13 protein-coding genes are annotated in these 14,755 nt (G+C 59.8%); 5 read left to right on the top strand and 8 right to left on the bottom strand.

Annotated features, from left to right (window positions below):
• Positions 1 to 183 precede the first annotated feature (183 nt).
• Positions 184 to 1,404 carry a glycosyltransferase family 4 protein gene (locus ACNO8X_RS01775; RefSeq protein WP_418003901.1) on the top strand — a complete coding sequence of 407 codons (1,221 nt, stop codon included), beginning with the start codon at positions 184 to 186 and terminating at the stop codon, positions 1,402 to 1,404.
• A 12-nt stretch (positions 1,405 to 1,416) separates the two neighbouring features.
• Positions 1,417 to 2,583, top strand: coding sequence for a glycosyltransferase family 4 protein (locus tag ACNO8X_RS01770; RefSeq protein WP_418003900.1), 1,167 nt, complete (start codon positions 1,417 to 1,419; stop codon positions 2,581 to 2,583).
• A 3-nt stretch (positions 2,584 to 2,586) separates the two neighbouring features.
• Here the strand turns inward: ACNO8X_RS01770 and ACNO8X_RS01765 are convergent, their stop codons facing one another.
• The 5 genes from ACNO8X_RS01765 to ACNO8X_RS01745 form a co-directional block, all read right to left on the bottom strand.
• The gene (locus ACNO8X_RS01765) at positions 2,587 to 3,534 is read right to left on the bottom strand and encodes a glycosyltransferase (protein WP_418003899.1); all 948 of its coding nucleotides are present in this window, start codon (positions 3,532 to 3,534) and stop codon (positions 2,587 to 2,589) included.
• The gene (locus ACNO8X_RS01760; protein ID WP_418003898.1) at positions 3,531 to 4,169 is read right to left on the bottom strand and encodes a class I SAM-dependent methyltransferase; all 639 of its coding nucleotides are present in this window, start codon (positions 4,167 to 4,169) and stop codon (positions 3,531 to 3,533) included. Before ACNO8X_RS01760 ends, ACNO8X_RS01765 begins: the two co-directional genes overlap by 4 nt.
• Positions 4,170 to 4,438: 269 nt before the next feature.
• Positions 4,439 to 5,254, bottom strand: a complete 816-nt coding sequence (locus tag ACNO8X_RS01755) for a 2OG-Fe(II) oxygenase (RefSeq protein ID WP_418003897.1) — start codon at positions 5,252 to 5,254, stop codon at positions 4,439 to 4,441.
• 340 nt (positions 5,255 to 5,594) lie between these two features.
• Positions 5,595 to 6,713, bottom strand: a complete 1,119-nt coding sequence (locus ACNO8X_RS01750; protein WP_418003896.1) for an acyltransferase family protein — start codon at positions 6,711 to 6,713, stop codon at positions 5,595 to 5,597.
• Positions 6,714 to 6,859: 146 nt separating this feature from the next.
• Positions 6,860 to 7,312, bottom strand: a complete 453-nt coding sequence (locus ACNO8X_RS01745) for a hypothetical protein (RefSeq protein WP_418003895.1) — start codon at positions 7,310 to 7,312, stop codon at positions 6,860 to 6,862.
• 452 nt (positions 7,313 to 7,764) lie between these two features.
• On the opposite strand from ACNO8X_RS01745, the gene ACNO8X_RS01740 reads away from it, so the two are divergent.
• Positions 7,765 to 8,379 (top strand): class I SAM-dependent methyltransferase, encoded by a 615-nt coding sequence (locus ACNO8X_RS01740; RefSeq protein ID WP_418003894.1) that lies wholly within the window; start codon positions 7,765 to 7,767, stop codon positions 8,377 to 8,379.
• 98 nt (positions 8,380 to 8,477) lie between these two features.
• Here ACNO8X_RS01740 and ACNO8X_RS01735 read toward each other — a convergent pair whose 3' ends face one another.
• Positions 8,478 to 9,338: a hypothetical protein gene (locus ACNO8X_RS01735; protein ID WP_418003893.1), complete on the bottom strand. Its 861-nt coding sequence runs from the start codon at positions 9,336 to 9,338 to the stop codon at positions 8,478 to 8,480.
• Positions 9,339 to 9,886: 548 nt separating this feature from the next.
• Between ACNO8X_RS01735 and ACNO8X_RS01730 the strand changes: the two genes are divergently transcribed.
• Entirely contained in the window at positions 9,887 to 11,320 is a 1,434-nt protein-coding gene (locus ACNO8X_RS01730; RefSeq protein ID WP_418003892.1) for a hypothetical protein, read from the top strand.
• Between the two features lie 192 nt (positions 11,321 to 11,512).
• A complete protein-coding gene (locus ACNO8X_RS01725; RefSeq protein ID WP_418003891.1) occupies positions 11,513 to 12,478 on the top strand; it encodes a class I SAM-dependent methyltransferase in 966 nt (321 codons plus the stop codon).
• Here the strand turns inward: ACNO8X_RS01725 and ACNO8X_RS01720 are convergent.
• Complete coding sequence (locus tag ACNO8X_RS01720) at positions 12,475 to 13,338, bottom strand: hypothetical protein (protein WP_418003890.1); 864 nt, start codon at positions 13,336 to 13,338, stop codon at positions 12,475 to 12,477. The two genes, ACNO8X_RS01725 and ACNO8X_RS01720, sit on opposite strands and share 4 nt — an antisense overlap.
• Positions 13,339 to 13,350: 12 nt before the next feature.
• Positions 13,351 to 14,739, bottom strand: coding sequence for a polysaccharide biosynthesis tyrosine autokinase (locus ACNO8X_RS01715; RefSeq protein WP_418003889.1), 1,389 nt, complete (start codon positions 14,737 to 14,739; stop codon positions 13,351 to 13,353).
• Between the last annotated feature and the right edge of the window lie 16 nt (positions 14,740 to 14,755).

The raw sequence follows: 14,755 nt of genomic DNA, 5'->3' as shown, positions 1-14,755 counted from the left end.
ACGGTCAGCTGATTCTGGATTTGGCTGAAAGACCGCGTAATTACTGTGAAGTTATCCCAACTGAATCTGCCTACGACACTACAGTTGCAAGGGTGCGCCCGTGCCGAGAAAGCCCGAAGCGAGATGCCCTCGAAGGGAGTGGATCAGGGTCGGGCCCGGCACAGATGACACACCGGATCGGAAGTGAGTAAAGTGCTCAAGCCCGGTAGCCGCATATTGCTTCTGCACCCCGCCGATGAAGCCTACGGGTCTGATCGGGTGCTGTTGTCGGTGGCAACGTACCTGTGTCAGATGCAGGCGCAGGTGCATGTGCTGCTCCCCGACGATGCGCGCCCGGGATGGTTGACCGATCGTCTGACGGAGATTGGCGTCGACGTCCGCCATGGACCGTTGGGAACGGCCCGGCGACGCTACCTGACCAGGAGCAACCTGCCGAACTATTTCGCCGGTGTCGTGAAGGCCCGGCGGTTCGTGCGAGAGCAGATCAGGGCGTTCGATCCTGAAGTGGTGTACGTCAATACGTCGGCGCTGATCATCGGGGCATTCCTGGGCCGTCGGCGTCGCTGGTGCCTGATCTGGCATGTCCACGAGATAATTGAGCATCCGCGGTGGCTGGCGTGGGTCTTTCGAAAGTTGCCACTGACCGCCGATCAGGTCATTGCCGTGTCGGGAGCCGTGTTCCGACACTTGTGCGGTGAGGCGCAGCCGCCGCGTCAAATTGCGTTGCTGCGCAATGGAATAGCATCCCGCGCACTAGCTGCAAAGCTGGAGCCGGCGCCGCTGCGTGTGTGCTTTGCCGGCAGGCTGAGCGACTGGAAGGGGTATGAGGTATTCCTCGATGCCGCAATCGAACTCGCTTCGCAGGGTGCGCCGATCGAGGTCGTCATCGCCGGCGATCCGGTGCCGAACGAACTGTGGCGCATCGGTGAGATCCAGTCAACAGTCGATCGTCACGGGCTGACCGGGCAAATACAGCTGGTCGGCTTCCACCCGGACATCCCAGCGCTCTTCGATTCGATGCACGTCGTCGTGGTGCCATCGATCCTGCCTGATCCTCTGCCTACCGTCGTGCTCGAGGGGATGCGCAGTGGGTGCGTGGTCATCGCGACGAGACACGGTGGCGCGGTAGAGATGATCGAGGATGGCGTATCCGGCTTGTTGGTGACGCCCGGCGACTCGGTGAGTCTGCAGCGCGCCATTCTGCGCGTGCTCGCCGAACCCGGTCTCATCGACGACATCGGGTTCGCCGCCTGGTCTCGGGTCGAGTCCGAGTTCACGACGGAAGTGTTCTGGCAGAATCTCTCGCCGGTCATTTCTCGGGCACTCGACCTTGCCGCGAAGCGCCGCAGGCGAACTGGGAGGAATGGCACCGCCGCTGTTCCCAATAGCCTGCCCCGAGTCTAGGGTCGATCAGCGATGGAGCCCGGCCCCCCGACACCAGACGAATCCGGATCGAGTACCGGTATCCGCGTATTGATGATCGCGGACTGGTTTGTCTATTACGTTGCGCCGTTTGCTGCCTCGCTCAACGAGACGGCCGAAGTGAGATGTGTACTCAAGGACCACGGCTCGGAATTGGGGCTGCCGGGCCAGGCCGTCCGCGAGAAGAAGGCGATGTTTGATCCACTGCAAGTCGACTTCGTAACCGGCAAACAGTTCGACCCCCGCAGCCTTGGCACGCTATTTCGAGTGATCAAGAACGCCAGGGCGTTTCGGCCCCAGATCGTTCACTCACAGTGGCATTCGGACTGGCGGCTGCTGCTGCTGTCGCTTGCCGTACCGCGGTCGACACGGATCGTGACCGTGCACGACGTGACGCCCCACCCCGGACGCCAGTTCCACACCAGCTATCTGAAACGACTGGTGAGGTGGGCCCTCTACAAGACCGCCGACGGGTTCGTCGTCCACGGCGACCGGCTGGTGCAGAAACTTCGCGAAGACCCTCGGGTGCCGGCGAAGGCCTACGTCGGAGTAGTTCCACATGGTGCGCTCGCCCAACCGTCAGGGAGTTATCCGCTGCCGCTCGGGCGGTCAATGCTGTTCTTCGGGTGGTGGGAGTACTACAAGGGCCTCGATCTGCTGATCCAGGCGACGGAGGCCGCTGCGAAGGTCCTCGGCGATCTCCGGCTCATCATTGCCGGCCACGGGGCTGAGGGTCCGCGAGCCCGTGCGCTCGTGCAGAACCCCGAATTGTTCGATTGGCGAGAGGGTTTCGTCGCCGACGAGGATCTGCCGAAGCTCTTCGGATCGGTCAGCGCGGTGGTGCTGCCCTACCGGGAGGCGAGTCAGAGCGGCGTCGTACCGCTGGCGTTCGCGAATGGGCGCCCCGTCATCGCAACCGATGTCGGTGCCCTCGGCGAAGCCGTTGACGATGAGGTGAACGGACTTCTCGTGGAGTCTCCGACAGTGGAAGGGCTCCGCGCCGCAATCGTGCGCCTGTTCACGGAGCCCGACTTGCTCGCCGCATTGGCCGATGGCGCTCAAAGGACAGCTGACGAGGCACTTGCGCCTGACACCATCGCCCGCCGGCATCGCGAGGTTTACGCTGCGGTCGCAGCAGCGAAGGCGCGTCGAACTCGCTGAGCGTCAGTCTGTTTGGGAGCAGGGCGGTGGTTCTGCCATTCGACGACGCGCCCCGCAGATCAGTCCGGCGGCCGCGGCGCGGTACCAGCTGCGGCCTCTCTCAGACCGCCAGCCAATTCTCTTGCGAAGGGGTGTCAGGACGGCCATCAAGTGGAGCACAACCCATAGGGTGCAGATCGTCGGAAGCGCAACGAGCTTGCGGCGGAACAAGATCAGCGACAGCGCAAGCGATCGAAAGTACTGACCCGCGGAGAAATCGGGGAACTGCGACGTGGAACATCCAACGAGGTGAGTGATGACCGCGTTGGGCTCCAGACGGTTCTTCACTCCGACTTCGAGCAGCCGCCGAGCCAGGACCTCTTCTTCCTGGTACAGGTAGAAGCGCTCGTCGAAACCGCCCACGCGCCAGAAGTTCTTCGCGCTCAACGCCATGCACGACCCCTGTACGAATGCGACCTCACCACCGTCGGTGTACACGGGGTCGGTTGGCGGAATGTCGCGGAGGAACCTCCCGACGATCAGAGCGTTTGGCGCGAACACGTCCACGATGTCGGCAACCGGCCACGACCAGTATCTGGCCCGGGTCCGATCCTCGCCGAAAGAGTCGAGGATTCGCGGACCGGCGACAACGTCGTTCTGGGCTGCGCTCTCGCTGAGGATTTTTACGGCGTCGGGTGATTGAAACGCAGCATCGGGGTTCAAGAAGATGAGCATCTCCGACGTCGCGTTTGCCGCACCCAAATTGCATCCTGCGCCGAAGCCCCGGTTCTCCCCGGCCCTGATCAGCGTGGCGTCAGGCCGGTACTCCAGCGCGGTTTGCACCGACGAGTCTGACGACTGCTGATCGATGAGAACCACCTCGCACTCTGCCGGGATTGACATCATGCAGTCCGCCACCGTCGACGCAGAATTGAACATGACGACGACTATCGAAGCGGGTGGGTTGCTCATCGCGCGGACTTGCGATACGCCGCGAGCCAGATGTTCCTTGACACGCCAACCTTGCTCAACAGCGCCCTGAGTATCCGCCTCGACCTGGTGCGGGTGATCATCCGGTCTTCAATTCGGTCCAGCAGGCGCAACAGAAGTAGACCAATGCGAGTCTGGATCACCACGCCGGGAAAAGCGATCACCGCCTTGACCGTATCGAAGCCGGCGGCCTTCAGTGCGGTCGCGAGTTCGTCGTGCGTGTACTCCTTCAGATGCATGAATTGCGCGTGGTCGTACTCGAATACGCGAGAAAGGTCGTGCGGGCCCGAACTGCGGTGCGGAGTGTCGAAGAGGTAGCGACCACCGGGGCGAAGGATGCGGTGCGCGTTCTCGAAGTGTGTCGGCAGATCGTCCGGGTGGAAGTGCTCGATGACCTGTGTAGAGATCACGACGTCGAACGCCTCGTCAGGTTCGAATGATGCGAGATGGATGCCATCGGTGATGTGCCACTGGAGTACGTCGGACTCCGCGAGATGTTTTGATCCCCGCTCTGGGGAAATCTCGGTGGCGACGCACCGGTGCCCGGATCGCACGAGGTCCCGAAGGAGTGCCGCCCGACCACTTCCGATCTCGATGACGTCGGATTGCGCCGGCACCAGCTTGAGCCAGGCAGCCGTCCACCATGCGGGTCTCGAGTCGTCTGTTGTGTTCAGCCAGGGTAGGGATTCATACAGCTCGGTGTACGCCGCACTGAATACCTCCCAGCGCAATTCGGGCGTGGAGTCCAGCAGTTCGCGTGTCAACCGAGCCTCGAGCTGCTCGTGGGCTTGGACCTGTTCGATCCCGATCTCGTCACCCAAGCCGTAGTTTCGGCGGTATCTCAACACGACGTCTGACATCAAACCGCCACCTCCCAACTAGGCGCTCACTGTCGATTCCGAAATTTTTGCACTCCCTCGATGGCGGCGGGGGGAACCCAGCGCTTCAGCTTTTGCTTGAGCGTGGAGTTCAAGGACTCACCCGGGCGAGCGCGGAAGAGCGTCGAGTGCTCGCTCGATGATATTTCCTCGTCCGGGCGGCCGTTGGTGTAGTAGTAGAGCGCCATTGACCTGCGTGCGCGATGTGGCGGGCAGGTGAGGGGATCTGGATGACCGTGATACGAGAAGTCGGTTGTCGCAAAGAGCAGGAAGCGGTTGAAGATGGGCAGTGATTTCTGGACGCAATGCTGCATGTCGCGATCCCACAATTGAATATGCCCGCCCCATGATTCTTCCCAGTCCTTGTTCAGATAGAGAAGTCCGTTCAACCGCCGGTCCAGGTTCAGTCGGTGGTGGCGATTGAAATCAGCGTGGACCTTGAGGAAGCCGCCGGTCCGGATTTGATGCAGTCCACCGCCGAAGAAATGTGGATCAGGGACGATCCCCTCGATCCCGGTGAGTCGTTCGATGAAGTCCACAAACGGCGCGGAGTTGAACTGCGCCAACAGGTGTTGCGTTGCTGGTCCCATCCGCTCTGAATCCGCAAGTGCAAGCTTCACCTCACGGCCATTGTCGTACTGTTGCCATTCGGTGTCGCCAGGCTCTGGGAACTCGCGAAGAACGGGCTCGAGGACCTCGGCGGGTAGGAAATTGTCAATGACGATGTGCGGGAACGGGTCTGCGTTCTGAAACTTCTCGCGATGCGCGTCAGCGATCGGGAGCAGGTCTTCCCGGCTGAACGCAAAATCCATGGTCTCGTTCATTGGTTTCAGGTGCCGCCTTCCTTCTGGTCCCGGCTGGGGTCGCCCTCATGTGTCGCCGTCGGCTCGGTACTGCAGCGATCGATGATGGTCGCCGGATCTCGGCCCGTCTGCGCAGGTGCACGTGGTGAACGCGGCAGGTTCGACGTGTGTGAAGGCAATCGGATTGGCAGCGGTCCCCGCGATTGACAGCGTATACCCGTGCTCGAAGGCGGACGGAGCTTTCGGCAGTGATCAACGGGGTCCAGCCGGGCGCTTACGGCAGATAGGTGCCGTCGACGCCGGACCGATGGGTCGACGCCGAGAAGTCCTGTCGGACCGGCCGGTGACGCTGCGCTCGGTTTCATAGTGTCGCGTGCGTTCGACCCTGGACCGGGATGCGATCCTTCGCCTTGAGGAACGGACTCTCGATGAATCGCCAAGACAAGATTGCGACGGCGAATGTCAGTGGAACTCCGATCATCCCGGCTGCCACCGGACGAGTGATCCCGAAGCCAAACATGATGATCATGAATATCGGGAAGTGCCAAATGTAGAGGCCGTAACAGATGCGGCCGAGGAACACCAACGGCGGTGTGCGGAATACCTGATGGGGAATCGTCTGCTCGGGTAGCACAAGTGCTGCTATCAGGCAGGCGGATGCCAACGTGAAGAACAACGAGACTCCGGCATACATCGCCCGGTTGTGTTGGTCCATCGTGAACCCGCCGATGAGCAGCACGATCAGCGATGGGGCTGCCAGGACCCTCGCGGTCCGATGAAGGGTTGTGCTGTTGCGTACCTTGGGAATTGCCATCGCGACACCTAAAGCGCAGCCGATCAGGAGGGCGTCGGCGCGCACATCGGTCCCGTTGTACAGGCGTTCCATGGATGCGCCCTGGAAGGTGAGCCAACTGCGCCAGCCGGCCGACCCGAGCGCGAGGACCACCAGCAGTGCGACGAGTCGCACCCGGAGTCCGGTCGCCCGCAGCAGAATTGTGAGTAGAACCGGCCAGATCAGATAGAACTGCTCTTCTACCGCGAGTGACCAAGTGTGGCTCAAGAATCCGGGTATGGGAGCCTCGAAAGCTCTGGTCCAGTTGGATATGTACGTCGCGGCCGCGGCCGCCTCGATTGCGTGCCAGATGAAGTCGTCATCGAGAATCAGGTAGGCGGCAACGACAAAGCAAAGAATCATCGCGTAGTTCGCGGGAAACAGTCGAAGTACGCGGCGGGTGTAGAACGTGGCGAATCCGACGTTTCCCGTCTTGGTCCACCGCTTCAGCAGCAGCGAAGTGATCAGATACGCGCTCATCACGAAGAACATGTCCATGTACAGGAAGGCGCCGGGGCACCAGCTGGGACTCAAGTGTGCCGCTAGAACGGAAAGCGTTGCCGCGCCGCGTAGTCCGTCGAGCCCGGGGTTGTAGCCGAGCGGATACCGACTTGGATCGTATCGAAGCCATTCAGACAGTCGCGTCATCTGTCCATCCGAAAGCGGCGCGGGATCGACAGCTGCAACGCGGCGCAGATAGCCGGTGCGCCAGGTCAGCTGGCGCGACCGAACCGCGCTCCACCGGACATCTCGCGGCGACCTCCGATCTCGTGGGCAGGACCCAAAAGACCTGCCTAACTGACGTTTTCACACCCTTCTACCGGCTGCTTGAACCATTCGGGATGAGACATCTTCATCGTCCGGCAGTAGTCGGGATTCTCCCGTAGCCACTTGACCTGTGCCTCGTGCTTTACGGCATTGCGCCCCTCTGGGGTTCCCATCGACCTACCGGGTTCGCCCGCAGTTGCGTACGCACTGTCGCAGTAGAGGGTCAGCAGGTACGTATTGGTCTTCTTTTCTTTCCTGGACGAAGACACGATGCACTCGTCGCGTTTGAGTTGGTCTCCGACGACGGCAACGACTTCGGATTTCCCGTTCCATGACTTGAGAGACTCGACGACCTTGTCGTAGCGCATCCCCGCGAAGGGGTCGACCGCAGACGCGACTCCGCCGCCGACGCCCGCCGCTATCGTTAGCGCGAGCGTCCCTCCGGTGATGGCTGCTATTCGTCTGACGGAATTGGTCACGGTGGTCACCTCTCAGCCGATGCGTCAAAGCTTACGACGATGTTGACGTTGGCGTCAGTAAATCGCGAAGCCTACGGGAGATGTGGGCGCCGAGTCGGTTCCTGGTCGCGTTGTACGACACTCGACAGGCCCGAACATCGAGGTCAGAGCCCAGATGCGTGACGAGGAAGAGCCCTCGCTGACGCACGCCGATGGACTCTGCGGGTGGGTGTTCAGCTAGCGGTTCGTCTGCCGTGAGGGAGCCGGCGCATGCCGGCGATGGGTCGATCGCGTGGCCGGCCGCGGCAGGGCGCCGGCCGTCCTAGCCGATGGCGGTTTGAGTGAACGCTCCGATTTGGGGAATGGGAATTTGAACCTCTGGGCGTCGCTCCTTGCGGTACGTTGACCACTGCTGCGAACTGCATCCCAATTTGCACCCTTGTGGAGAATTGTCAGAGAGCGGGGGTGGGCCCGTGCCGATAGCGGAACTCGTGGGGAAAACCATCCGCCGGGCAGTGCTCGCGTACAGCCTGTACAACCGGAGAAGAAAAGCGCAGTACATCCTCGGCTTCATGGCTGAGCAGCGTGCCAGAGACGTGCTCCTGGTGGGCGCGACTGGCGATGAACATGGTGACAATCCGAACTTGGCGAACTCCGGCGTCATCGAAAAGTGCATCGCAGAGCACTATCCGGTGAGAATGGGCATCAACATCGAACCTGCCACGACCTCGTATCCGTTCATGATTGCCGACGCGCGCGCTCTGCCCTTTGTCGATGACTGCGTCGATTTTGCGTTGGCGAACGCCATCATTGAGCACGTGGGTCAGGAAAATGACCAGCGACGAATGGTCGAGGAGATGACCCGGGTGGCCCGAACCTGGATCATCACCACGCCGAATAAATGGTTTCCTGTTGAGTCGCACACCTCGACGCTTTGCCTGCATTGGATTCCGGCTTGGCGTAAGCGTCACGAGAAGGATTTCACGCGGCTGCTGTCGAGGCGTGAGTTTCGTGCGCTGTTGCCGCGCGCGGCCAAGGTGTCCGGTGGGCTACTCAGCCCGACATTCATCGCCTGTTACGTACGATAGGCGCCCAACAAGTGTTCAGTCATTGTCTGCCGGTCATGTGGGCATCCCGGGGCGATCATGCAGTCGCGCAAGGTAAGTCATGCTGCCGAGGAACAAGATCAAAGCAGGCTGGCCAGCACAACGTGTTTCGGTCTCATGGTGAACGTCGCACGGATGCGGGCGGCCATCCGTGGGTTCTGCACCGAGTCGATGAGCCGCTGCGTGGTGGGTGACTCGTCTGGAAGCGAAACTGGTTGAAAGTTCTCGTGCGGACCGTCCAGGCTGCAGATCAGCTCAGCCAGCTCGGATTGCTGCGAAGTCGGCGCCTTCTCGATGGCGGGTCGTTCGATGTGGCGAATGCGTGCACCGAAATCAATATCTGCATCGGTCACTTTCAGCCCAGCTGCCACGCAGAAGTCGAAGAACTGGCGGAACCAGGCCTCGGGCCGCTCGGTAAGGTGCGAATAGTCGCTGAAGAGGACGGGGCGACCTGTCACGGTCGTCAGCATCTGGCGCGAATGACGTTCCCATATCGCAAGGGCCACATCAAGATTCACATCGTCGCGACGCGAGATGCTCGCCGCGACCGAGACTGGGTCTCGGTACGGTGCCAATGCCGGCTGCATGCCGAGCACTTGATCCCAAAACGGTAGCAACATGGGCAGTCTGGGGTCTTTCCATACCCACCCCGGCCCAGTCCCGAATGAGGTCTTGAACGCTTTCATGGCGCGGCGAATGCAGCGGTATTCAGTTGCGGAGTTGCGGTCGGTGCGGCATGGCTTCAGCCACGTCTGGCCGCTGGCGGCAAGCAGGCGGTCATTGAAGTGAATGAGACTGCTGCTTTCGAGGTACCCGTCAGGGTTCCACTGATCGGCAGGAAGGACATCGTGGGGCAGGCGTAGTCCAGCAAACTCGGCAAACGCTGTTGCCGTGGAAGTGCCGCTGCGGCCAACTCCAACAATGGTCAGCCCGTCTGCCATGTACGCACCTCGTTGTTGTCTTGGTAGCGAAATTGCGAGAAGTTGATCCGTCCGGTGCGGGGCCAGCCTTCCGAGAATCAATAGTTTCTGGCGCCGGGCCATGAACTTGGCTCGGCCCTCGGTACCTCGCAGATGCTACGTCCACAGGTCATGTACAGGCAGCGCTTTCTTGAAGGTTTTTTCCTATACGTCAATATCGTGCGGTGACGCGCTCTATGGCTCGATGAAGCAGGTCGACTCGCAGCAAATATCGAGACGCACTACGCCGGCTTCACGCGTCGGATGATCGGGGACCTGCAGACGCTGTGGGCAACGCCCGGTGTGCGCTTCTTGCCGGTCCTGTGCTGGTCACGGATGCGCTTGTGGGCGGCATCGACCGCGACCGGCAACGTGCAGTCGCGGACTGGGTGGTCGAAGAAGGCTGACGAGGGTAGGCGTAAACGACTGGGGCCGGGCGTCTTCGGCATGCTGAGAGCGGGATTCGGTCAAACGAACGGATGCGTCAATATCCGGGGTGATCGTCGCAGCTCTGGACTACCATCTGTTGGATGCAGACGGTGGTTATCGTCGCCTTCATCGCGGTCTTTGTCACGATCGCGGTTCTGCGCGCGCCACAATGGTGGATAGGCGCCGTCGTCATCGTCACCTTCTCGAGCTTTCCGGCGTTTATCCCATCTCAGATTCGCATTTTCGGATCGGGTATCTATTTGCACGAGATTCCGTTGATCATTACTGCGGTCTACCTATTGTTCTGCCGACCCCCAAACCGCAATACGGACATGTGTGCCGCAGGCATCGGGGTGATCACAACCATCGGCATTGCTCATGGGCTATTGAATGGTCACGGGGTACCGACCACGGTGAACGATGGTCGGAGCATCTTGATGATGGCTTTGTATGTGTTCATCGTCGGCAGGATCGCATCGACGCCGGAGATTTATGCCGCACTCCGCGCGGTGAAGATCACCCTGTGGATGTCGTTTGTTCTGATTCTGCTCAGCACTTTGAATTTCGTGAACCTCAACGCGCGTATCGAGGACGCTGCGCTGTTCGGCACGACCGTCCACGCCAGGGCCGATGTAGAACGAGTGTTGGGACCGACAACGCACCTGGCGAGCGCCACTCTCGCGATAGTGATCGCATTGTGGGCGATCCGGCCTGATTTGATTCGAAAGACAGTTAGCTACTTGATTCCCGCACTGGGTGTCACTGCCATAGGTTTCTCCCGAAACGCTATTGTCCTGGTCGTCGTCACACTGCTGCTGACGCCGCTGTTTTATCGAAGTGCCACTGCTTCGGACCGACACCAGACTCGTAGCGGAATGGTGCGCGCCATTTTCATAGCTGTCGGCGGGATCGCGCTGTTTGAGCTGATGGGGCTGTTCTTATCTGCGTCCGCAGGTATCCCGGGGCTGAACTATATCGGCTCAATTTACACCGCGTACTCGGCACGAGTTCTGGAAGGATTCAGCAGTACTGCGCAACAGTTCGATTACTCATTGCTGTATCGACAGAGTGAAGTCAAGTGGCTGAAGAGTGGAATCGTGGATCATGAGCTATTCGGTAACGGTTTGGGATTTCTCTACAGACCTCCCGTGGGCCGGGGATTCACGGCCACATCGGGGACGTACTACGCGCACCATTTCTATTGGTGGGCAATTGCAAAGGTCGGCTGGTTGGGGCTTTGCGCGTACATGATCACGTTCGTCGCGCCAGTCCTTCATGCGATCTTCGGCCGTGGTGGATTTGCATTGCGGTCGGCAGCAGCGGCGGCGGCAGTCGGATACATGACAACCATGGTGGTAACTCCGATTCCTGAGGATGCCTTCGGTGCGCCTGCGTTCGGGATCCTGCTCGGGATCGCCCTGCTGGTTCGTGACCCTCGGGCGACCACCGAGGTCAGCGATGCCGGCATGAGTGTGGCCCAATTGCGCTCCGGCTCGAACGCACGAGAGCGCAGATTCGCCGTCCGTCGCGGGTAGGGCTCAGTGTCAAATCGTCGTGAAACACTGCAGCTAGCGGACCACTTCGGCCCCGTGATCGCGGCCCAGGCGACGTCGTCAAATTTCATTAGTATGTCGCGCTGGATGTGGTTTGATTTGACGGTGGCTGTGCCTGGATTTGCAGGCCTCGATCTTGGCTGACAACGTCGCTTGTTCTCAGGAGGGAGGACCGTGGGCAAACTGACGCAAGCTCTGGCGCCACTGATCGACGTCATCTTCGTTCCGATTGTCTTCGTCGCCTCGCTCGTAATGAAACTTGTTCGCCGTTTTGGAATTGAGCGATTGCCGCGTACGCGGTGGCTGTTCCGGAAAGTGGGAATATTCCCGATCCGCAATCACTACTATGAGCCGCTGTTCGACACGACGGTGCTGACGAGGCCACTCGAAGAGGACCGGGTATTGCCTGGGCTGGACTTGAATGTCAGCCAGCAGTTGGATTTGCTCACGAAATTCTCGTACGGCAATGAGCTATTGGCATTTCCTATGGACAGCCAATCAGAGTCGAGTTTCTATTACGACAACCACGTCTTCGGGCCCGCTGATGCTGAGTTCCTGTACAGCATGATCAGATACGCGAGGCCCAAGCGGATCATCGAAATCGGCAGCGGCCAATCAACGCTGATGGCACGTCACGCCATCGCCGCCAATCGAGCTGAGGAAGCTGCGTACGCATGCCGTCACGTCTGCATTGAACCGTATGAAGCGGGGTGGTTGAACGAGTTGGATGTGGAACTCATACGCACTCCTGTGGAACAAATCGACCTCGACGTTTTCAGAGAGCTCGAAGAGGGCGACATACTATTCATTGATTCGTCGCACATGATCCGGCCGCAGGGCGATGTGTTGTTCGAGTACTTGCAGATTCTACCCGTGCTCCAATCGGGTGTGTTTGTGCATATCCATGACATCCGAACGCCCAAGGATTACCAGCAGGGGTGGCTCAGTCGCGAGGTCCGATTCTGGAATGAGCAGTACCTGGTTGAGGCATTTCTCAGCTTCAACCAGGAGTACAAGATCGTTGGCGCTCTGAATTTCTTGAAGCACCACTACCTGCAGGAACTCTCCAATTCGTGCCCCGTATTTGGGAAGCGGACCGATCTTTGGGAGCCCGGTTCGCTGTGGATTCAGCGGTCTTAGTTTCCCGGAGTGGCGATTGATGTCGCGACGGGTTCCGCGGGTAGGCCGTCTTCGAGCGCCCACGCCTTGTCGAAGTCAAAGATACCGCCAGCAGACGGTCGGTCTGGATACTCGCGCCAGAATCCGTATACGTTGAGTGGTAGCTGCGACGGCACTAACTTGGCTACATCGAGGCCCGGACCGGTAATCCTGACTTGGCCGTCGGCGATGCGCAGTAGAAACCTGTAGTTGCGGCCCAATTCCAGGGGATGGGCATATTGGCCACTTGCTATCGCCTTGAGCTTGCTGCTGGCGACCTGGTTTCTCAGATGTACGCCCCAGGCGGTCCGGCTGGACGTAAATATGACCATATTCGTCTGAATGTTGCTGTCCTCGGCGGTGCCGAACATCATGATGGTATCCGCGGTGGAGCCGCCGCGTCGAACGAATTGTCCCTCCGCGCCAAGACTTAGGATAGGGGCGCGAAACTGGCGTAGCGCAATGACATCGCTTTTTCCTGCATAGCTGAAATGTCCATCCTTGATGTATCCGTCAGTCGCCGGACGCAGGGCGGGCTCGCCGCTCTGTGCGGTACGCATGTCCCAGCCTTCGCCGAGTCCGGCTGTCGTATCTGGTCGGTCGAAGTCGTCGACAAATGAGGCCTCTGCCGGCTGTGAATCAGGCTGTGCTGCTTCGGGTTTTGGTGATTGACGGGAAGCCTTGGGCGATGTGACTTCCCGCGATTCATAGTGCGGGGGTTCCGGAGTGCACGCGGACAGTGCCGATAGGACGCCGATCAGACACAGACTCTTGGTGGTAACCAGTCTTGCGCGATTCCACGTGATGCGATGGCGCACGGCGCCAATGTTCTGGAGGGTCATCGCTTGAATGACTTAAGCCTGGCTGTGACGTCCATCAATACGGCTCTTGCCGTGATAATAGTAATAATAGGAGCCGGCGTACGGTGAATGATTGCGCGGGGGCGTCATCGAGAAGACCGTGCCAAGCAGCGTGGCGCCCACGTTCTCAAGGGCGTCTGATGCGTGTGCCAGTTGATCGAGCCTGGTCTTCCCGTACCGTGCCAGCAACAAAGCTCCATCCGCATTCGCCGCGATCAAAGTGGCATCCGTAACGGCCAACAGCGGGCATGAATCGACGATCACATAGTCGAATTGTCCGCGAAGCTCAGCCAGTAGCTTCTTGGCAGCCTGTGATGCCAAGAGCTCGCTTGGATTGGGCGGTATGGTGCCGGCAGCCAAGACTGTCAGGCCGGAGAATTGCGTCTCCTGCAGAGCCTCCGGCAGGGACACCGCACCGCTGAGGACCGTGCTCAGGCCCACCGCGCCGTCGAGTTTCAGATATTGATGCACCATCGGACGACGCATGTCGCCATCCACAACCAGCACGTTGTTTTCGGCCTCTGCCAACGCCAGTGCGATGTTTATCGCTGTTGTCGATTTGCCCTCATTCGGAATCGAGCTCGTAATCACGATCACCCTCGGAGGGTTGTCGACGGCCAGGAAGCTCAGATTGGTGCGCAACTTTCGGAAGGATTCGGCAATCCGGGAATTGTCGTTGCTGAACGTAATGGCCGGCGCCGTGCGTCGGGGTTTGTCCACCGGGATCTCGCCTACGACACTGACTCCTGTGATGCCCTCGAGATCCTCGCGCTTCTTGACGGTGCTGTCGATCACGTCGAGAGCGACAGCCATTGCGACACCGAGGAACACGCCGGCGAACAGGCCGAGCACCAGGTTCCGTACCAACTTCGGCACAGCTGGAGAGCTGGATACCGCGGCGGGCTGCTCGACCACAACCCGCGTGTCGGGGAGGTTGCCGTCTCCGGAGGTTTCGAGCTCCTTGACCATCGTGACGAATTCATTCGAAAGCGTATTTGCGATATCCCTGGCGCGGACCGGTGACGGGTCGAGAACGTCCACATCGATGAGAACGGTACCTGCTTTGGACCGAGCGGTGACTTCCTTGCGCAGTGCCTGTGCGGACATATCAAGATGGAGTGCATCCACAGTGCGTTGCGCGAGTACTTCGCCCGTGAGCAGAACCGTATATGAATTGATGCGCTCTTGAGAAAACAGATTGCCTTGGTAGGCGTCGGTCAGTGAAGTGCCGGCGTATGTAGAAACGAATAGTCGCGTCGATGATTTGTATAGCGGAGTAGTTGTGGCAGTGATTATTACAGTGCCGAGTAGGGCCACGACAATAGCGGCCACGACCGGTATCCATCTTGTCCGGAGTATTCGCAAGAAGTTCTGGAGATTCACTGCAGTCCACTCCTTC

The sequence above is a fragment of the Mycobacterium sp. PDNC021 genome (genome assembly GCF_048282635.1).
In the GTDB taxonomy this organism is placed as follows: domain Bacteria; phylum Actinomycetota; class Actinomycetes; order Mycobacteriales; family Mycobacteriaceae; genus Mycobacterium; species Mycobacterium llatzerense.
This window is presented reverse-complemented; position numbering and strand designations above follow the sequence as displayed.

Coding starts and splice junctions, on each gene's coding strand:
- ACNO8X_RS01770 (WP_418003900.1), top strand. CDS start 1,417: ATGGAGCCCGGCCCCCCGACACCAGACGAATCCGGATCGAGTACCGGT.
- ACNO8X_RS01765 (WP_418003899.1), bottom strand. CDS start 3,534: ATGAGCAACCCACCCGCTTCGATAGTCGTCGTCATGTTCAATTCTGCG.
- ACNO8X_RS01755 (WP_418003897.1), bottom strand. CDS start 5,254: ATGAACGAGACCATGGATTTTGCGTTCAGCCGGGAAGACCTGCTCCCG.
- ACNO8X_RS01750 (WP_418003896.1), bottom strand. CDS start 6,713: ATGACGCGACTGTCTGAATGGCTTCGATACGATCCAAGTCGGTATCCG.
- ACNO8X_RS01735 (WP_418003893.1), bottom strand. CDS start 9,338: ATGGCAGACGGGCTGACCATTGTTGGAGTTGGCCGCAGCGGCACTTCC.
- ACNO8X_RS01730 (WP_418003892.1), top strand. CDS start 9,887: ATGCAGACGGTGGTTATCGTCGCCTTCATCGCGGTCTTTGTCACGATC.
- ACNO8X_RS01720 (WP_418003890.1), bottom strand. CDS start 13,338: ATGACCCTCCAGAACATTGGCGCCGTGCGCCATCGCATCACGTGGAAT.